We start from the raw sequence: 18,512 nt of genomic DNA, 5'->3' as shown, positions 1-18,512 counted from the left end.
ATCTAACTAAACATGAATCCTAAAAATTAGAATTTACTTTTAGTTGTTACGTTTGAACATTAAGTCCCAAACGCCGTGACCTAGACGATGGCCGCGCTGCTCAAACTTAGTCAGTGGACGATTGTCTGGACGAGGCACATAATCTTGTGTCTCAGAGATATTTTCGTAACCAGGCGCTGCTGTCATTACTTCTAGCATATGCTCTGCGTAGTTTTCCCAGTCAGTAGCCATGTGGAACACGCCGCCAATTTTTAGCTTTTGGCGTAGGCTTTCAACAAACTCTGGCTGCACAATACGGCGCTTGTGGTGGCGCTTCTTGTGCCAAGGATCAGGGAAGAATAACTGCATGGTTGTTAGGCTGCCATCAGCGATGCAATCAGCAAGTACTTCAACAGCGTCATGTTCAAATACGCGAAGGTTCGTTAAACCCGCTTCGTCGGCTTCCATTAAGCATGCTCCAACACCCGGGCGGTGCACTTCAATACCAATGAAGTTCAAATGCGGTGCGTTCTTTGCCATTTCAACTAACGATTTACCCATGCCAAAACCGATTTCAAGTACGACATCGTTGTCGTTGCCGAATACTTGAGAGAAATCTAGTAAGCCTTGGCTATGCTCTAAGCCCATGCTTGACCAACATTTTTCAATGGCAGCAGCTTGTCCTTTTGTTAAACGGCCTTCGCGCTTTACAAAACTACGGACTTTGCGGATGTATTTACCTTCATTTAGAGCTTCTTCTAAATTGGCTTTACTCGATTCGTTCATAATCAATTCTGTGCTGTAAAAATGGGCGCATATTATCCCTGTTCCACGGCCGAAGTACAATACTTGACTGGATATAAAAGGCCTCTACACTGTGCGCCGAGTAAAGTAATCATAGTCGTGGTGATATGCAGGTTTCAAAACAGCAAGCCAAATGGTTTGCCGAGCAAGTAGTAGAGTGGTACCACCTTCATGGTCGAAAGACCTTACCTTGGCAATTGGGCAAGACGCCTTACAAGGTATGGGTGTCGGAAGTGATGTTGCAGCAAACACAAGTTGTTACTGTGATCCCTTATTTTGAGCGTTTTATGGCGCGCTTTCCGACGATTGTCGATTTAGCTGATGCACCAGAAGATGAAGTGTTGCACCATTGGACAGGGTTAGGTTATTACGCCCGAGCACGTAATTTACACAAGACAGCGAAAATTGTGCGTGACCAATATGCGGGTAAGTTTCCTGAAACTTTTGAACAAGTTGTAGATTTGCCGGGTATAGGGCGCTCGACCGCTGGGGCGATTTTGTCGCTTTCACTGGGTCAGCCGCATCCGATCTTAGATGGTAATGTAAAGCGTGTTCTAGCTCGATTCTTTATGGTTGAAGGCTGGTACGGGGTTAAAAAAGTAGAAAATTTACTATGGTCCTTAAGCGATACCATCACGCCAAAAGACAATGTCACTGAATTTAACCAAGCCATGATGGATTTAGGTGCCAGTCTTTGCTCGCGTAGTAATTTTAACTGCGAAGCGTGTCCGTTAATGAGTCAGTGTCAAGCCTATGCAAACAACCAAGTTAAAGCTTTCCCGAATTCTAAGCCGAAGAAAGAAAAACCAAAAAAGCAGGCGTATCATTTGATAATTAACGCAGATAACAAGGTGCTAATGGAAAAGCGCCCAAGCTCGGGCATTTGGGGCGGTTTGTTTGGCTTCTTTGAATTTGAGTCATTACAAGAAGTAGATACTTTTATTGTTCAGCAGGGGTTAAATGGAAAAGTACAATCTCTAGAATCGTTTGTGCATATTTTTACTCACTTTGAACTGACGATTCATCCGCAAATTTTAAAGCTAGATACTATTCCAGATTGTGTTCATGACAATCCGCTTATCTGGTTTGATTTAGCAGAGCACCCAGAAGTTGGGCTTGCAGCACCAACGAAAAAGTTAGTTAAACTCCTAGGCACAATGGGGTAGACTAATGTCATTAATCGAGCATTTAATTAGGTGATGAATTATGGCACGCACAGTGTTTTGTCAGAAATTACAAAAAGAGGCTGAAGGCCTTGCTTTTCAACTTTACCCTGGTGAAGTGGGTGAAAAGATTTTCAATAATATCTCTAAAGAAGCTTGGCAACAGTGGCAGCATAAGCAAACTATGCTGATCAATGAAAAGCACCTAAACATGATGGACCCAGATCACCGTCAGTTGCTAGAAGAGCAAATGGTTGGTTTCTTATTTGAGGGTAAAGAAGTAGAAATCGAAGGCTATCGTCCGCCGGAGAAATAATCTTCTTAATTTTTATCTCAATTTAGAAAGCCCCGCAAACTTGAGTTTGCGGGGCTTTTTATTTGTTTCTTATTTTCGGGGCTATTTGCTATTAGTGAAGAATACGTGCTCTGATAGTACCTTCAACTGCGCTAAGCTCTTTCAGCGCAACCTCAGAATGGTCGGTATCTACATCAATAACAACATAACCAATTTTGTCGTCGGTTTGTAGGTACTGAGCTGCAATGTTGATGCCGTGCTGAGCAAATGCTTGGTTAATTTGTGTAAGTACACCTGGGCGGTTGACGTGAACGTGTAACAAACGGCTTCGATTCGCAAGTTCAGGTAGTGATACTTCAGGGAAGTTTACCGCGCTTAGTGTAGAGCCGTTATCTGAGTATTTAGCCAGTTTACCTGCGACTTCAATACCAATGTTTTCTTGCGCTTCTTGTGTCGAACCACCAACGTGTGGCGTTAAGATCACATTATCAAATTCGCGCAGTGGAGAAACAAACTCTTCGTCGTTAGATTTTGGTTCTACCGGGAATACGTCGATTGCAGCACCAGCTAGCTTTTTATCTCTTAGAGATTCTGATAGTGCATCGATATCGACTACTGTACCGCGAGAAGCATTAATTAAAATCGCACCTTGCTTCATTACTTCAAGCTCAGCCATGCCGATAAGGTTTTTAGTCGATGGTGTTTCTGGTACGTGCAAGCTTACTACATCAGCGCGCTGTAAAAGTTGTGTTAGGTTTTGAATTTGTTGTGCATTACCTAGCGTCAGTTTGTCTTCAATATCGTAAAATTCAACTTTCATACCGATGTTTTCGGCCATAATGCCAAGTTGAGTGCCGATGTGGCCGTAACCAATAATACCTAAGGTTTTACCACGTGCTTCATAAGAGCCAATTGCTGATTTGAACCACTCGCCACGGTGAGCCATGGCGTTACGCTGTGGAATGCCACGAAGTAATAAAAGAATTTCACCTAGTACAAGCTCTGCTACTGAGCGTGTATTTGAAAATGGCGCGTTAAATACTGCTATACCACGCTCTTTAGTCGCTTGAAGGTCAACTTGGTTAGTACCAATACAAAAGCAGCCTACCGCGACCAATTTTTCTGCAGCATCAATAACGCGTTGGTTTAAGTGAGTACGCGAGCGAATACCCACAAAGTGAACGTCTGAAATACGTTCCATGAGTTCATCTTCAGGTAAGGAAGTCTTAACATAATCAATGTTGCTATACCCATTGCGCTTTAGGGTTTCAACTGCGCTTTGGTGTACGCCCTCTAACAACAGTATTTTGATCTTTTCTTTTGCTAAAGAAACCTTACTCATGACTCATTCCTATTTTACAATTTTAGGACCTTCTGGTGTCCCTGTGATAACGATGTCAGCGCCGCGCTCTGCAAATAAGCCGTTGGTAACTACGCCGACGATTTGGTTAATTTGTTGCTCAAGCTGCTTTGCATCGTTGATCTCTAGACCGTGAACATCCAAGATCACGTTACCGTTATCAGTGATCACGCCCTGACGGTAAACCGGATCGCCACCTAGTTTAAGCAGTTCTCTTGCCACATAACTGCGTGCCATAGGGATCACTTCAACTGGTAGTGGGAATGTACCCAAAGTTTCTACATATTTGGTGTTATCAACAATACAAATAAACTTATCAGCTACTGCCGCTACGATTTTTTCACGGGTTAATGCTGCGCCACCGCCTTTGATCATGTCATTATGTGCATTGATCTCATCAGCACCGTCAACATACACGTCTAGCTTAGCCACATCGTTTAACTCGTAAACTTCAATGCCTAGTGCTTTTAACTTTTCAGTAGAAGCTTCTGAGCTAGATACTGCGCCTTTAATGTCATCTTTAATGCTGCCTAACGCATCAATAAAATGATTTACCGTAGAGCCTGTACCAACACCTACAATCGTGCCTTCTTCTACAAACTCTAGTGCAGCCCACGCCGCTGCTTTTTTCATTTCGTCTTGAGTCATTTCAGTTCCAAGGTTGTTGTCAAAAGTTGTCAACGCAAGTATACCGAAAACCTAGGCAAAATGACGTGTTTTAAGCGTTTAACGTTGAAGTTTTACCACTGGTAAAACTTCGTCGGTGTTAAAATCTGCTGTAAAGGCACATCCCATGCTTCTATTGGTAAGCTTTCTACTTTCTGACAATCATGAGCAAGGCCAATTAACTTAGGCTTCTCACGTTGTTCAGCATAGTGCTTTGCCAATGTTCTATCGTAGTAGCCGCCGCCCATTCCAAGTCGATTACCTTGCTCATCAAATGCAACTAAGGGCATTAGCAAAATATCTAATTCTGGAAGCGGGCAAATTTGGCTGCAATTCAGCTTAGGTTCCAAGATAGCATAGCGATTCGCCACCATGGGTGAGTTTTCTTCATATTGCTGGAATAGCAATGAGACGCCGTTGAAAGGGTGAATTATAGGTAGATAAACTTGATGTTTTTTAGCTCTAAGCTCTTGAATTAGCTTGTTTGTATTGAGTTCGCCATCATTGCTTAGATAAAGCCCTATCTTGGCCTTTTTAGGGAGGTTTATGTGTTGAGAAAAATTAATAGTTAAATTTTCTTCAGCTTGATTTTGAAATGATGGAGTTAGATTTCTTCTAGCTTCACGTACTTTTTTTCTGATTTCAGTACGCGATATTTTTGAATTGTGAATTTTATTCATGTTAAAAAGCGACTAGTTCAGGGAAAGCAAGTGCGATGGCTAATATGATCAACAGAATGATGAGTACAATACCAAGACCATATTGCACTTTTTTACTGCGTTTAGGTGGTGGATCAAGCTCAAGTTCATCAAAAAGGTCGTCTTCTTGCCAATCATCATCGACTTTATTTTCTTTCACGATCTCTTGTGAAGGTAAACGTTGCTCTAATTCTTCTAAGCGTTCTTCGATCCGAATAAGGCTAGAAGTAATGTAATCAAGGGCTTCTAGAATACGTTCATCTTTTGAGTTTTGAATTGAGCTGGCGCTATTTGCAGTGCTCTCTGCTGATTGCAGCTTGGCATGTAACCCGAAACTGGCCAATAACTTTACTTGTTTAAGGCATTTGGCTTTTTCGCTGGGGGCAAATAAAGATTTGCCTTGCGTAAACGCTGTGATTTTTTGCGGCGTTGTTTTAAGTTTTAAGCTGAGCTGCTCGATTGCGGCTGATTCACTCACGCTGCTATCGAAGCCGGCAAATACAACACGGTATTTGTCAGTCATGGAAACATCCTTAAATTCGCTAATGCTTTGAGTATACCCAAATTTTAAAGACATGCGAATGAAGGTATGGCCTTATAAGCAAGATATAAGGCCATGGTATAAGTTTTTAGTACTTAGCTGATTTGCCTGTAGGTAGGGCGTTTTGAATAAATTCACGCAAGTCTTGATTTGATTGCTCTAAATCAGCACGACGTAAATACATCATATGACCAGAGCGATAACCCTTAAAGCTTAAACGGTCACGCATTTTTGCACTTGGGTCGAGTTGCCACATCGTATATTTTGCATCGAAGTAATTTGTTGCACCGTCATAGTATCCTGCTTGCACTAACACATTAAGGTAAGGATTTTGCGCCATGGCTAAGCGTAGTTGCTCACCGGTGTTGTTATTACTGCGATCCCATGGATGCACTGAACCAAACATATTGTATTTAATATCGGTTTTGTAGTTTAACTCTTCACGTAGATAGTAATTAATAGCTGGCGTGAAAGAGTGTAGCCATGAGGTTAGCTCAGGCCAGTAGTCAGGGCGGCTGCCTGCATCGCGTTTATCAATACCTAAATAACGAGAATCTAAGCGGCCAAGTGTTTGGCCTCTGTCTCTTAGCAGCTCTTTCCAAAAAGCGCTGGTTGGAATATCTAAATTGTTCTGAGCGACAAAGGTTTCTGATAAACCACTGAACTTAGCAACTTGCTTAATTGTTTGTTGCTTTTCAGCATCGCTGATAAATGCACCTTTTGCCAATGCTGGTAGGTATTGGTTAATGGTGTAAGTTTCAACTTCGTCTAACATGTCTAACAAGTCTTTATTTTGTAACTCTGGCGCTAAAGCTTTGTGGTACCAAGCAGCCGCCGCATAGTAAGGTAAGCGATTTGCAGCCTTTACTGGGCCTTGGCGTTTAATGCCAATGTCGGTAGGTGAAACCAATACCACGCCATTTAAGTACATCCATTGGCTGTTTTGTAGTTCGTGAGCAAGACCTGATACACGTGTAGTTCCATAGCTTTCACCAATTAAAAACTTAGGTGATAAAAAGCGGTTGTTGCGATTCACAAAAGTGTTTAGCCATTCAGCGAGGTATTTGATATCAGCATTAACGCCAAAGAAACGCTTTTTCTGCTCTGCCTTACTAGGCATTTTTCCATCTTTGTTTGGTAAAACTCGCGAATAGCCAGTATTAACTGGGTTTACGAAAACAATGTCGGCTACGTCTAAAACTGAGTAAGGGTTGGTTTGTACACCGTACGGTTGAACTGGGTAACCTTCAGTATCGATATTTAAAGTTTTAGGGCCAGTGTAAGCAATATGCATCCACACTGACGCAGAGCCAGGACCACCATTAAAGGAGATTAGTAGTGGGCGCTTACTTAGGTCTTTAACATCGGTTTTTTTGTAATAGGTGTAATGTAAAGTGGCGATCGGGTGACCTTCCTCATCCCATACTGGCTGAGTCCCTGTGGTCGCAGTGTAATTAATTCTCTCACCAAGAATTTTAGTTTTATGTTTTGTGACAACTTGGTTGTCTATGCCGATCTGGCGGTTATGTTCACTTGCATTAACCGTTTGGCCGATCAGCAATGCTGCACTGATGATGATGGTTATTAGTTTCATTAGTTTATGTCCTCCGAAACTAAATAATGTTCTGCTCTTACTGAATATGCAAAGTTTATGAGTTCAAGTATGGGCAAATTGAGATGGGTGTAAAAGTGATTGAAATTTATGCACCAGCTCAGTTCAATTTGCATAACTACGCACTTAATTGGTGCATTTTATCTAATTTTAAATGTTCTTAAATTGTTAACGTTATGTATTTTTTAAAGTTTTAATTTTGGTATAGAGCTTGATTATTCATTGCCAACATAACGCATCACAATGTCGAAGGGGGCAATATGAAAATGATCAGCGCTATCATCAAGCCATTCAAACTTGATGAAGTCAGAGAAGCATTATCGGAGCTAGGTGTGGAAGGTATGACGGTTGTTGACGTAAAGGGTTTTGGTCGTCAACGCGGTCATACTGAGCTTTACCGAGGTGCTGAATATCAAGTTGATTTTATTCCAAAAATCAAAGTTGAAATCGCAACACAAAGCGAAAACGCAGAGCGTATTGTTAACACCTTAAGTGAAGTCGCTCGCACCGGAAAAATCGGTGACGGTAAGATTTTTGTGTATGACCTAGACCAAATTGTACGTATCCGTACTGGTGAATTCGACGAAGAAGCGATTTAGGAGCAATAACAATGGAAAACAGCATCATAGAACTCAAGTTCTCTTTAAATACTTTTTACTTTCTGATCTCTGGCGTATTGGTTATGTGGATGGCAGCGGGTTTTGCCATGCTTGAGGCGGGTTTAGTTCGCTCAAAAAACACCACTGAAATTCTAACAAAAAACATCGCGCTCTATGCCATCGCTTGTACTATGTTCTTGCTGGTGGGTTACAACATTATGTACGTCGATAATACAGCTGGTGGCATCGTGCCGAATTTTGGTGCGCTAATTGGTAGTGCCGCAGATGATGCAACTCATGCATTAGAAGCTGATTTCTTCTTCCAAGTTGTATTTGTGGCTACTGCAATGTCAATTGTATCAGGTGCAGTTGCGGAGCGAATGAAGTTATGGGCTTTCTTAGCATTCACGGTTGTTTTAACAGGCCTAATTTACCCAATCGAAGGTTTCTGGACTTGGGGCGGCGGCTTCTTATCTGAAATGGGCTTTGTAGACTTTGCAGGCTCTGCGATTGTTCATGGTGCTGGTGCGGCAGCTGCATTAGCAGGCGTATTACTACTAGGTGCTCGTAAAGGTAAATATGGTAAGAACGGTGAAGTTTATCCAATCCCTGGTTCAAATATGCCACTTGCAACACTAGGTACATTTATTCTTTGGATGGGCTGGTTTGGTTTTAACGGTGGTTCGCAGTTATTCATTGCAGATAAAGCAAATGCGGTTGCAGTGAGTCAAATTCTTGTGAATACCAATGCTGCGGCAGCGGCAGGTGCGATTGCTGCTCTGCTAGTGTGCAAAGTACTTTGGGGTAAAGCAGATTTAACTATGATTTTAAATGGTGCATTAGCGGGCTTAGTTGTAATCACTGCAGAGCCAGCTTCACCATCACCGACTCTGGCAGTACTGCTGGGTGCATTAGGTGGTTCACTGGTGGTATTCAGTATCGTGTTCCTTGATAAGGCTAAGATTGATGACCCGGTAGGTGCGATTTCTGTACACGGTACCTGTGGCGCATTAGGCATCATGTTAGTACCACTTTCAAATGGCGATGCGAACTTTGTGACACAGTTAATCGGTCTAGTCAGTATCTTTGCTTTCGTATTCATCGCTTCTTACATTGTATGGGCTATCTTAAAGTCAACAATGGGTATTCGAGTTGGCGAAGAAGAAGAGTTGTCAGGTATGGACCAACATGACTGTGGTGTTGATGCTTATCCAGAGTTTGTTACGGTTCGCGGTCAATAGTTATCAAAGTTTCAATTTGCACACAGTGAGTGAAGAACAAATATCAGAAGTATCGAGTTAAGATTTACTGAGTGGTGTTCATGTGATGAGAGTTATTCACTGTGTGCATTTTGAAAACTGAATAAAATCAAGCCTAACTTAGCAATGAGTTAGGCTTTCAGGTCTTGTTAATCTAAGGTAATCTATGGTGATTAAATTGGCATTAACCATTCGTGAATAAAGGCATGGCCGAAAAAAAGACTCCTACCCCAAAATCGTCTACAAAAAAAGCAACACCGAAAAAAAGCGCTGCGCCTAAATCGAAAAGCACAAAAAAAACAACGAATAAAACTACAAAACAGTCCAAAGGCAGATTTGCTAAATTCAAACAAAGAACCTTGCTAGGACTTTGGCGTTTATTTTGGAAAGGCAGTATCGCAGTAATCGCGGTGTTAGCTTTTTATGTGATTTATCTTGATGCCAAAGTGACTAAGCAATTTGAAGGGAATAAATGGCAGTTGCCAGTGCAGGTCTATGCCCGAACGATGGATTTTCGTCCTGATCAATATTTGTCAGAAAAAGAAGTGCTTTGGGAATTAAAGCGCTTAAATTATTCAGAAGTAAATCAACTTAGCCGCACAGGCCAGTATGTGGTTGAAGGGCGAACTATCCGTATTTATCGACGCGCTTTTGAGTTTTATGATGGTGTTGAGCAAGGCAAAGTATTTACCTTAAATTTTGCTGGTAAAAAATTAGCCAGTATAGTCAATGAGTCTGGTCGTCGAGTGCCTAAAGCTCGCTTAGAGCCCGTACAAATAGCTCGTATTGGTAATGACTCAAAGCAAGACAGAGAGTTTGTACCACTCGATAAATTTCCCACTATTTTAAAAGATGCGTTACTGGTTGTGGAAGATAGAAACTTCTATGAACACCATGGTGTATCAGTGATGTCTATTCTTAGAGCGCTTTATACCAATATTAAAGCAGGAAGAACGGTGCAAGGCGGCAGTACACTGACCCAGCAGTTAGCTAAAAACTTCTACCTAACCCGAGAACGCACTCTTACGCGAAAGATCAATGAAGCCTTAATAGCGATGATCTTAGACTTCAGATACAGCAAGGACGCCATTTTAGAAGCCTATTTAAACGAGGTGTATTTAGGGCAGGCATATAATCAAGGCGTACATGGTATGGGACTGGCAGCGGAGTTTTACTTTGCTAAGCCTGTCGATGAGCTTGAGTTTGACCAAATTGCGTTACTTGTAGCTATGGTCAAAGGGCCTTCTTATTATAATCCGAGACGTTACCCAGAACGCGCCCAAGAACGTCGTGATCTGGTACTCAGATTGCTAGCAGAAAATGGGTATTTAAGTACCAATGAATATCGTCAGTCATTAGAAAGGCCCATTAAAGTTGAACCTTTAAGCCGTGACCGACAACAAAATTATCCAGGTTACCTAGAGTTGGTAAATCGAGAGCTAAAGGAGCTGTTACCTGATCAGCAAGTCATTAATGCTGGTGTGAGGATATTTACGTATTTCGATTTACAAAAACAAGCCGCAATGGAAGAGTCTGTGCGCAAAGGCTTACCTTATCTAGAACGTAAATATAAAACTGAAAAACTTGAAACCGCGATGCTCTCAGTCAGCCTTGAGAAAGCGGGGGTGTCTGCTTTGGTTGCTGGCCGAGATATGCGCTTTAGTGGTTTAAACCGCGCACTCGATACCAAGCGACAAGTGGGGTCATTAGTGAAGCCTGCAATATATCTTTCGGCCTTTGAGCAAAATACTCACAACCTTGGCACATTATTGGACGATGGGCCGCTAGAGGTTAAAGATAGCTCAGGTGATGTATGGACCCCTGAAAACTTTGATCATAAATTTAGAGGCGAAATGCCGCTTTATGAAGCGTTTAGTAAAAGTATTAATATTCCGGCGGTTAACCTAGGTTTAGATATTGGTGTGCATAAAGTTGCTGAAACACTGAGTGAGTTAGGTATTAAGCAGCAGGTTGAACAATACCCTTCGTTACTTCTTGGCGCTCTGGAGCTTTCTTCATTCGATGTGGCACAGATGTATAGCACCATTGCCAGACAAGGTCGCTATCAGCCACTTACTAGTATTGCTGCTATGACCAATTCGGTTGGGCGAGTATTGTATGAGCATCGAACGCGCTCAGAGCAACGTTTTGCTGAAGAATCGATTTATATGACCAATTACGGTTTAAAAAGAGTCACCAAAGATGGCACTGCAAAGCGTATTAATCTTCACTTTCCGTCTATCCAGCTTGCAGGCAAAACAGGCACCAGTAATGATTTAAGAGATAGCTGGTTTGCAGGGTTCGATCACAATACAGTTACTGTTACTTGGCTAGGACGAGATGATAACAAACCAACAGGTTTGACTGGGTCTAGTGGTGCACTTGAGTTATACATTCGCTATCTGAAACCACTTAACCCACAGGCAATAGCCGATCAGAGACCGGACGGTGTGCGCTGGGCGTTTGTAAACCCAAAAACAGGCCGTCAGGCTGCACCAAGTTGCGGTAAGGTTATACAGTTGCCTATTAGGCGAGAGCTGTTTAACCCAACGCCAACTTGTTCATAAATTGGCGTTACCTATTATAAAAGAGCTAAACAGCATCACTAAAATTGGAGTTTCTTAACTGCACCCTCAAAATGAGAGCTCATGCGTGCAAGTGTATGGGCATCATACTATTAGGTTGCAATCACTGACTCTGTTGTATGTCGGTTATACTTTTAAAACCTAAACTGTTTAACGGCTCCATTTAGCTGAGTGCTCATGGCTGCAAGCGCATGGGCATCATCTTGAGTGGCGATTGCAGATTCAAGAGTGTGTTGAGCAACATTATTAATGGTGGTCGCATCGCTCAAAGCTTGTTGAGTGGCTTGAGACTGTTGCTGGACTAACACACTAATATGCTGCCCCTGATTATCTATGTCGACCATGCTGGTTTGGGCTTCTTGTAACACCTGATTAGTTTTTTCTGCTGCAAGCACACCTTGCTCCATTTGCTCAACACTTCGACGCATTTTGTCTTGTGTTGTATTTGAAGCTTGTTGAAGTGCATTAATGATGGTGTGAATTTCTTCAGTTTGCTGCTGAGTTCGTTTAGCAAGTGTCCTGACCTCATCGGCAACAACGGCAAAGCCACGCCCTTGCTCACCAGCACGAGCTGCCTCAATAGCAGCATTAAGCGCGAGTAAATTGGTTTGTTCGGCTATTTCACTGATTGCGACACTGACCTTACTAATATCTTGGCTATCTTGTGCGAGCTTATCAAGTGCTTGTCGACTTTCTTCAAATTCTTGTTGCAACATAGTCATATGCTGAGCAAGTTCTGTCGTGTTTTCACTGCCTTGCTTTACATGACTTGCCGCTGTGCTTGCCAATTGTGTTGCTTCTTGGGCTGAATGCTCAACAGAGGTAGCAGCATTATTCATTGCTTCTAACGCTTCTACAATGGTGCCAATATTTTGCTGTTGCTGACTGACATCTTCACGCGTACTTTGGCTGATTTCATTGAGTTTGCTGGTGGCATTTTGCAGGTTGCCACTGGTACTTTTTACATCACCAAGCAGATTAACCATTGCATCAAGTACCTGATTGTATTGGTAGGCAATAATGCTCATTTCGTCATTACCAATCGCTGTAGCTTTGGCGCTTAAATCACCTTGTGCAGCTTTACTTGCGTTGTATTCAAATGCGCGAATATTGTCTACCACGGCAAAGTAAAAGCCGAACATAAGGTAACTTGCAAGCAGTAGTGACACTACTGCAGCGAGCACGACACTGTTTCTGATCATTTGTTGAGATGATAAGCGTTCATTTAGTAATGCTTTTAAAAGTGGGGTTGCCGTATTAATGAGCATACTTACTTGTTCAAGCGTATCACTTTTTAAATTATTGAATTGGCTTTGTGATAATTGTAATTCATCAGGGTCAAGCAGATTGTTTTGAATGCTATTTTTAAAAGCCTGTACGGAACGTGTCACCTTATCTAGTTGCTGTGATAGCGATGATTTTACAGTTTGATTATCTGAGATAGCCACCGCCAATTTACCTTCTAAGCGTTTAGCGTAACCGGGCAATGATTTATTGTAATTCGAGAGGGCAATAAAGGTATCTGGGGTAAATGAACCCGCTTGGATCACCAATGATGCTTGCTCAGAAGTGAGATTTATTTGCTCAATTAAGCTCGGAACAGACTCAACCAAAGAACGGTTTATGTAAGAGCGTGCAATATCGCCATCGATGGCGAGTTTTGATTGAATAGAGACTTGTTCGAGCGCGTGTTGTTGCGCGCTATCTGTGATAATAAAGCCATTTCCTCTGGCTAATTGACGATTTGCCTGCTTATTTTCAGACATTATATTTTGTAAAAGTGCGGGGTATAGCGCTAAACCACTTTGTTGCTGCTGTGTGAGCGCAATATTTTGGCTGAGAATAGAGCTTAAGAAGAATAAGCTGACACTGAGTGGAACAAGTAAAATACCAAAAATTAGACTGATTTTGCTTTTATATTTCAAGTTGGCCATTAAAGAAATAGCGGGTGAGAAAAGCGTTTTTGATCCTTGCATGAGCGTCACTTATTAATTGTGTGTATTAGATAGACCGAGCAAGTTTTAATTTTAGTTCAAAATTATTTTTTTTTCTTTAAAAAACAAAAAAGCCCACAAATGTGGGCTTTTAATTTATTGCTACAAAACTTCTTATAACTTTTTAAATACTTTTGTAGCTGCGGCAATCGTGTCTGCAATATCAGCGTCTGTGTGCATTGAGCTTACAAAGCCAGCTTCAAAAGCAGAAGGGGCAAGATAAACACCTTCTTCAAGCATTAAATGGAAGAACTGTTTAAAGCGCTCTAGGTCGCATTCAGTTGCTTGCTGATAGCTATTTACAGACTCAGCAGTTGTGAAGAAGAAACCAAACATGCCACCCACATAGTTAGTAGTCAGTGGGATACCCGCTTCATCAGCAGCTTGTTGGAAACCTTCGCACAGTGCTTTGCTCTTTGCTTCAAGCTCTTGGTGTAAGTTACCTTGGCTTAATAGCTCAAGTGCTTTTAAACCAGCGGCCATAGCAATAGGGTTACCTGATAGAGTACCAGCTTGATATACAGGACCTACTGGCGCGATGAAATCCATGATTTCTTTTTTACCACCGAAAGCACCCACTGGCATACCGCCGCCGATCACTTTACCTAAACAGGTTAGATCAGGCTGAATGTTGTAGTAAGCCTGTGCGCCACCTAGTGCAACACGGAAGCCTGTCATGACTTCGTCAAAAATAAGCACTGATTTGTGCTCATCACATACTGCGCGAAGTCCTTCAAGGAAACCTTCAACTGGCGGAATACAGTTCATGTTGCCCGCAACAGGTTCGACGATAATACAAGCGATTTCGTCTTTGTACTCATTGAAGATAGCTTTAACTTGCTCAATGTCGTTGAACGCTACCGTTAATGTGTGCTTAGCGAAATCAGCAGGAATGCCTGGAGAGTTAGGCACACCCATGGTTAAGGCACCAGAGCCAGCTTTAACTAATAGTGAATCAGCGTGACCATGGTAACAGCCTTCAAACTTTAGAATTTTGTCACGGCCTGTGAAACCACGAGCAAGACGAATAGCACTCATTGTCGCTTCAGTACCTGAGCTTACCATGCGTACTTTTTCGATTGATGGCACTAGCTCTTTTACTTTCTCAGCCATCAAGATTTCAGTTTCAGTTGGGGCACCGTAACTAAGGCCGCGCTCAACAGCTTCTAAAACTGCTTGCTTAATTTCTGGGTGGTTGTGACCTAAGATCATAGGGCCCCAAGAGCCCACATAATCGATGTATTTTTTATCGTCAGCGTCGTATGTATAAGGACCTTCAGCATTGGTGATGAATAGCGGCGTGCCACCTACACCATTGAATGCTCGCACTGGTGAGTTAACGCCACCAGGAATTGATTCTTGAGCACGAGAAAATAAATCTTGGCTAATTGTCATGTATATAGTCCTATTTTAACTGTTACGTTTACGGCTGAACCAAGGTACTTCTACTTCGTAGTTTTGTACTTGGTTTTCAACGCCTAAAGTTAACGCGAATAACGCCATACGGATCAATACGCCATTTTGTACTTGGCGGAAAATTGCTAAGTTGTCGTTATTGTTTAAATCATTGTCTAGCTCGTTCGCATCACTGCGGCTATCGCGTGGCAGTGGGTGCATTAGAACTGAAGTTGGCTTGCAGTGTGCATTATAAATTGCTTGGCTAATTCTAAAGCCACCACGGTATTTGTTGGCTTCTTCTTGAGACGGGAAGCGTTCTTCTTGTATACGTGTTTGATAAACGATATCAGCAGCTAGGTTACCTTCCATTTTCGAAACCAGTTCGATTTGATGACCCGCGTTCGATACAGTATCAAGAATATAGTCAGGCATTTGTAAGCCATCAGGTGCAACCATAGTGAATTTAACATCTTTATAGTGGCACAACAGTTTTGATAAAGAATGTACGGTACGGCCGTATTTTAAGTCGCCTACTAGCGCAATGTGCATGCCATCGATGCCACGCTCAAAGCGGTGAAGTTCTTTATCTATGGTTAAAAGGTCAAGTAATGCCTGCGTAGGGTGCTCATTTGGACCATCACCACCGTTGATAACTGGCACATCAGAACCTGTAGCAAATTCAGCTACAGAACCCGCATCTGGGTGACGCATAGCAACTGCATCTGCATAAGCTGAAATAACGCGCGCGGTATCGTATAAGGATTCACCTTTAGCTAGAGCTGAGCTTTGCATGCCCGTCGTTTCACGAACCAAACCACCTAGTAAATTGAACGCAGTACCAAAGCTGACACGCGTACGTGTACTTGGCTCAAAAAATAGGTTAGCTAGAACAGCACCTTCAAGCACATTGGTACGTTTTTGCTTTTTAGCATATGGTTCCATTTTCTTTGCTACAGCAAAGATCTGTTCAATGGCATCTCTGTTTAATTGATTTACAGAGAGAATATTTTCACCTTGGAAACTTAACATGAGGCGATCCCTAATCAGAAAATGACGAGCGATTAAAAGCGAGGCTTTCAACCAATATATTTAGCAGGCCAAGACTGGCTGACTTGGCGCCGCATAATAGCATAATTAACCTGAGCTCTGGATAATAAATCTATCTTCAGCGGCTACTTTCAACGTTAACTGCGTTGAATTTACTTGCAATAGACCAGCTATTGACGCGTAAATTCGCCTTGCCTATATGGATGTAGGTACCTTAGCGATAGCAGGACGCGTGAGCGGTGTTATCGCTAAAAGTCTCCGGCTGCAGATTTGAAAAAGTTACTTATCATTTCAATATCAATACGTTAGTAAATCTCTTAACCAAAGTTCAGGTTAATTAAAAGCTAGGTTTGAGTATTGCCAGCATGATTATCGCTAAAAGCAATAACACCGGAAATTCATTAAAGATCCGATAAAAGCGATCACTGCGCGTATTTCTATCATGTTTGAAATCGGCAAGCAGTTTAAAGCAGTAGCCGTGGTAAATATAAAGGATGATCACTAAGGCAAGCTTGTAATGTAGCCAGAGGTTATATTTAAACCACTCTCGACCGTACTCAAAAATCATTAACAGACCAAAAACCAAAGTGAGTAAAGCAAAAGGCGTTACAAAGAACAGTAATCTGCGCTCCATCACTTTTAACATGGCACTACAAGGTGGTTCTTGGTTGATAGCGTGATATACAAATAAGCGGGGCAGGTAAAAAATACCGGCAAACCATGCCACCATAAAGAAAATATGCAGTGCTTTATATATAAGTAATGCTGTCATTTAGCCTCCAGTTTAACTGGTTCTTATTGTTAGAATTTGACGGATCTGATCCCAGCGGACCACACCCATAACATGGTGTTCATCTTTTTGATTAAACACATATACGGCGCCACTTCGTTTATCGTTTAATAAATCAAAAGCGTCTGACATGGTTGCCTGGCTACTTAAGCCTTGCATCGGAATATAAGAAATATTCATAGAGTCGTCAGACATCAAACTTAAATCGTATTCTGCCAGTCGATAGCCATTTTGTTCATCAAACACGATAAGTGGCGTGTGGCTATTTACCGCAGACAGCGACTCTTTTATTTGCTCTTTGTCATCAGAGTAGAGTAGCTTGAATTGCTCATTCATCTCTTCAACAATTCCCACTTTTTGCAGTACTTCACTGGCGGGTGACACTTGGTAAGCTAAGCCTTGGAAATCAAGTTGTTGTAAGAAAATAGAACGATTTCCAAATACTTGTAATGCCGTCACGTATGCGGTTGAAATCACTAACATCGCAGGGACGATAATTTGTGGGCTGGCAGTTAACTCCATCACGGCTGTTAGGGCTGCTAGTGGGGCATGCAAAGTTGCAGCTAGTAAGCCCGCCATACCTAGTACGCTATATGTACCTGCAATGTGCTGGTCAGGGCTAATAAATTGCCCGAAATAAGACATTAAGGTGCCCATTACAACACCTAAACCTATGACAGGGCCGATTAACCCTCCAGGGATACCTAAACCAATCGCAAATAAAGTTGCTAGTAACTTGGCTATTAAAATAGTCGTGAGTAATTGAATGTTTTCAGGTGATGTAACTGCCAGCGTAATGGCACTCATACCAGAGCCCATAGCTTGAGGTACTAGATTACCGATTAAACCGGCAATTAACCCTGCTAGCATTAAGCGAGGGAACATGCTTAAAGGCTTAAATGTGCGGATGATCATCATTAGGTTCTGGTTAAATGCAAAGGCGACAGCTCCTAAAATAACACCACAAATTACCAAATACGGATAATGCCAAAAGCTCAAGGGTGTGACACTGATAAGGGCGAGCTCGGTATCATGACCAAATACAAATTGTGTGGCTAACGCGCCCGTGACAGCGGCAAGCATGATAGGCACGAATATATGTACTTTATATTCACGCAGTACGACTTCCATTACAAAGATAACGGCAGCTAGAGGTGTATTGAATGAGGCGGCAATGCCAGCAGCAACACCACACCCAGAAAGGGTTCTTGCTGCATTCCAAGGCAAGTGTAGTCGTTCAGATAACACACTAGCGCCGGTTGCACCCATATGTACAGAAGGGCCTTCTCGACCAACTGAAAAACCGCTAATTAGTGCTAATGCTCCACCAAAAAATTGGTTTGCAGTATTCCAAATCGGCATTTGCCCATAGTGATGCTTAATGCGGTGAATAACAAAAGGTATACCTAGTCGGTAATGCTTGAAGCCAGTCATAGCAGCAAACAAAGCAATCAAAAAAGCCGCTAAAACGGGTAGGCTAACTCTTAAATGCTCTGGTAGTTGTGTAAAGTCATCCGGGGAGTCTAGAAATAAACTTTGCACGCCATAAATCGTAAGCCTAAATAAGATAATTAAAATTGCAGCGATTAAACCTGCAGCGACACCTAGTAAGCATAACTGAACAGAGGTTTTTGGCTTGGCTAATTGGCGCCTAAGGGCGTCCAGAGACATGGCTTTATTCCGATAAAAAACAGACCCCTAAGTGTATCAAATAAATTGGTT

Annotated in this window: 16 protein-coding genes; 5 read left to right on the top strand and 11 right to left on the bottom strand. The window is 42.1% G+C overall.

Going from position 1 to position 18,512, the window contains the following annotated elements; genetic code table 11:
* Positions 1 to 39: 39 nt before the first annotated feature.
* A complete protein-coding gene (gene trmB, locus ACXAC4_RS14025; RefSeq protein ID WP_390442075.1) occupies positions 40 to 765 on the bottom strand; it encodes a tRNA (guanosine(46)-N7)-methyltransferase TrmB in 726 nt (241 codons plus the stop codon).
* 125 nt (positions 766 to 890) lie between these two features.
* Between trmB and mutY the strand changes: the two genes are divergently transcribed.
* Complete coding sequence (mutY, locus tag ACXAC4_RS14020) at positions 891 to 1,949, top strand: A/G-specific adenine glycosylase (RefSeq protein ID WP_475162663.1); 1,059 nt, start codon at positions 891 to 893, stop codon at positions 1,947 to 1,949.
* A 40-nt stretch (positions 1,950 to 1,989) separates the two neighbouring features.
* Positions 1,990 to 2,262 (top strand): oxidative damage protection protein, encoded by a 273-nt coding sequence (locus ACXAC4_RS14015; RefSeq protein WP_058030911.1) that lies wholly within the window; start codon positions 1,990 to 1,992, stop codon positions 2,260 to 2,262.
* A gap of 91 nt (positions 2,263 to 2,353) precedes the next feature.
* Here ACXAC4_RS14015 and serA read toward each other — a convergent pair whose 3' ends face one another.
* The 5 genes from serA to ACXAC4_RS13990 form a co-directional block, all read right to left on the bottom strand.
* Entirely contained in the window at positions 2,354 to 3,583 is a 1,230-nt protein-coding gene (gene serA, locus ACXAC4_RS14010) for a phosphoglycerate dehydrogenase (RefSeq protein WP_475162661.1), read from the bottom strand.
* Positions 3,584 to 3,592: 9 nt separating this feature from the next.
* Positions 3,593 to 4,249: a ribose-5-phosphate isomerase RpiA gene (gene rpiA / locus ACXAC4_RS14005; protein ID WP_475162659.1), complete on the bottom strand. Its 657-nt coding sequence runs from the start codon at positions 4,247 to 4,249 to the stop codon at positions 3,593 to 3,595.
* Between the two features lie 92 nt (positions 4,250 to 4,341).
* Positions 4,342 to 4,947, bottom strand: a complete 606-nt coding sequence (locus ACXAC4_RS14000; protein ID WP_475162657.1) for a 5-formyltetrahydrofolate cyclo-ligase — start codon at positions 4,945 to 4,947, stop codon at positions 4,342 to 4,344.
* A 1-nt stretch (position 4,948) separates the two neighbouring features.
* Positions 4,949 to 5,488: a hypothetical protein gene (locus ACXAC4_RS13995; RefSeq protein ID WP_475162654.1), complete on the bottom strand. Its 540-nt coding sequence runs from the start codon at positions 5,486 to 5,488 to the stop codon at positions 4,949 to 4,951.
* 106 nt (positions 5,489 to 5,594) lie between these two features.
* Positions 5,595 to 7,100 (bottom strand): S10 family peptidase, encoded by a 1,506-nt coding sequence (locus ACXAC4_RS13990; RefSeq protein ID WP_475162651.1) that lies wholly within the window; start codon positions 7,098 to 7,100, stop codon positions 5,595 to 5,597.
* A gap of 278 nt (positions 7,101 to 7,378) precedes the next feature.
* Here ACXAC4_RS13990 and ACXAC4_RS13985 point away from each other — a divergent pair, with 278 nt between their 5' ends.
* The 3 genes from ACXAC4_RS13985 to mrcB all read left to right on the top strand — a co-directional run bounded on the left by ACXAC4_RS13985 (position 7,379) and on the right by mrcB (position 11,543).
* A complete protein-coding gene (locus ACXAC4_RS13985; RefSeq protein ID WP_130254678.1) occupies positions 7,379 to 7,717 on the top strand; it encodes a P-II family nitrogen regulator in 339 nt (112 codons plus the stop codon).
* An 11-nt stretch (positions 7,718 to 7,728) separates the two neighbouring features.
* The gene (locus ACXAC4_RS13980) at positions 7,729 to 8,958 is read left to right on the top strand and encodes an ammonium transporter (RefSeq protein ID WP_138480180.1); all 1,230 of its coding nucleotides are present in this window, start codon (positions 7,729 to 7,731) and stop codon (positions 8,956 to 8,958) included.
* 224 nt (positions 8,959 to 9,182) lie between these two features.
* Positions 9,183 to 11,543 carry a penicillin-binding protein 1B gene (mrcB, locus tag ACXAC4_RS13975; protein WP_475162645.1) on the top strand — a complete coding sequence of 787 codons (2,361 nt, stop codon included), beginning with the start codon at positions 9,183 to 9,185 and terminating at the stop codon, positions 11,541 to 11,543.
* 152 nt (positions 11,544 to 11,695) lie between these two features.
* On the opposite strand, the gene ACXAC4_RS13970 is transcribed toward mrcB, so the two are convergent.
* The 5 genes from ACXAC4_RS13970 to ACXAC4_RS13950 form a co-directional block, all read right to left on the bottom strand.
* Positions 11,696 to 13,537 (bottom strand): methyl-accepting chemotaxis protein, encoded by a 1,842-nt coding sequence (locus ACXAC4_RS13970; protein WP_475162642.1) that lies wholly within the window; start codon positions 13,535 to 13,537, stop codon positions 11,696 to 11,698.
* Between the two features lie 132 nt (positions 13,538 to 13,669).
* The gene (gene hemL, locus ACXAC4_RS13965) at positions 13,670 to 14,950 is read right to left on the bottom strand and encodes a glutamate-1-semialdehyde 2,1-aminomutase (protein WP_475162640.1); all 1,281 of its coding nucleotides are present in this window, start codon (positions 14,948 to 14,950) and stop codon (positions 13,670 to 13,672) included.
* Between the two features lie 15 nt (positions 14,951 to 14,965).
* Complete coding sequence (locus ACXAC4_RS13960) at positions 14,966 to 15,982, bottom strand: aspartate carbamoyltransferase (RefSeq protein WP_404393484.1); 1,017 nt, start codon at positions 15,980 to 15,982, stop codon at positions 14,966 to 14,968.
* 355 nt (positions 15,983 to 16,337) lie between these two features.
* Positions 16,338 to 16,772: a CopD family protein gene (locus ACXAC4_RS13955; RefSeq protein WP_475162636.1), complete on the bottom strand. Its 435-nt coding sequence runs from the start codon at positions 16,770 to 16,772 to the stop codon at positions 16,338 to 16,340.
* 12 nt (positions 16,773 to 16,784) lie between these two features.
* Positions 16,785 to 18,461, bottom strand: coding sequence for a chloride channel protein (locus ACXAC4_RS13950; RefSeq protein WP_138480191.1), 1,677 nt, complete (start codon positions 18,459 to 18,461; stop codon positions 16,785 to 16,787).
* Positions 18,462 to 18,512 lie beyond the last annotated feature (51 nt).

This window comes from Pseudoalteromonas sp. AWM4_233, assembly GCF_056158285.1.
Note: the sequence above shows the minus strand (reverse complement) of the source record. Positions and strands in the feature narration are given on the sequence as shown.

Coding starts and splice junctions, on each gene's coding strand:
- ACXAC4_RS14015 (WP_058030911.1), top strand. CDS start 1,990: ATGGCACGCACAGTGTTTTGTCAGAAATTACAAAAAGAGGCTGAAGGC.
- ACXAC4_RS13980 (WP_138480180.1), top strand. CDS start 7,729: ATGGAAAACAGCATCATAGAACTCAAGTTCTCTTTAAATACTTTTTAC.
- ACXAC4_RS13970 (WP_475162642.1), bottom strand. CDS start 13,537: ATGCAAGGATCAAAAACGCTTTTCTCACCCGCTATTTCTTTAATGGCC.
- ACXAC4_RS13960 (WP_404393484.1), bottom strand. CDS start 15,982: ATGTTAAGTTTCCAAGGTGAAAATATTCTCTCTGTAAATCAATTAAAC.
- mutY (WP_475162663.1), top strand. CDS start 891: ATGCAGGTTTCAAAACAGCAAGCCAAATGGTTTGCCGAGCAAGTAGTA.
- ACXAC4_RS13955 (WP_475162636.1), bottom strand. CDS start 16,772: ATGACAGCATTACTTATATATAAAGCACTGCATATTTTCTTTATGGTG.
- hemL (WP_475162640.1), bottom strand. CDS start 14,950: ATGACAATTAGCCAAGATTTATTTTCTCGTGCTCAAGAATCAATTCCT.
- ACXAC4_RS13995 (WP_475162654.1), bottom strand. CDS start 5,488: ATGACTGACAAATACCGTGTTGTATTTGCCGGCTTCGATAGCAGCGTG.
- ACXAC4_RS13950 (WP_138480191.1), bottom strand. CDS start 18,461: ATGTCTCTGGACGCCCTTAGGCGCCAATTAGCCAAGCCAAAAACCTCT.
- serA (WP_475162661.1), bottom strand. CDS start 3,583: ATGAGTAAGGTTTCTTTAGCAAAAGAAAAGATCAAAATACTGTTGTTA.
- ACXAC4_RS13985 (WP_130254678.1), top strand. CDS start 7,379: ATGAAAATGATCAGCGCTATCATCAAGCCATTCAAACTTGATGAAGTC.
- ACXAC4_RS13990 (WP_475162651.1), bottom strand. CDS start 7,100: ATGAAACTAATAACCATCATCATCAGTGCAGCATTGCTGATCGGCCAA.
- trmB (WP_390442075.1), bottom strand. CDS start 765: ATGAACGAATCGAGTAAAGCCAATTTAGAAGAAGCTCTAAATGAAGGT.
- rpiA (WP_475162659.1), bottom strand. CDS start 4,249: ATGACTCAAGACGAAATGAAAAAAGCAGCGGCGTGGGCTGCACTAGAG.
- ACXAC4_RS14000 (WP_475162657.1), bottom strand. CDS start 4,947: ATGAATAAAATTCACAATTCAAAAATATCGCGTACTGAAATCAGAAAA.
- mrcB (WP_475162645.1), top strand. CDS start 9,183: ATGGCCGAAAAAAAGACTCCTACCCCAAAATCGTCTACAAAAAAAGCA.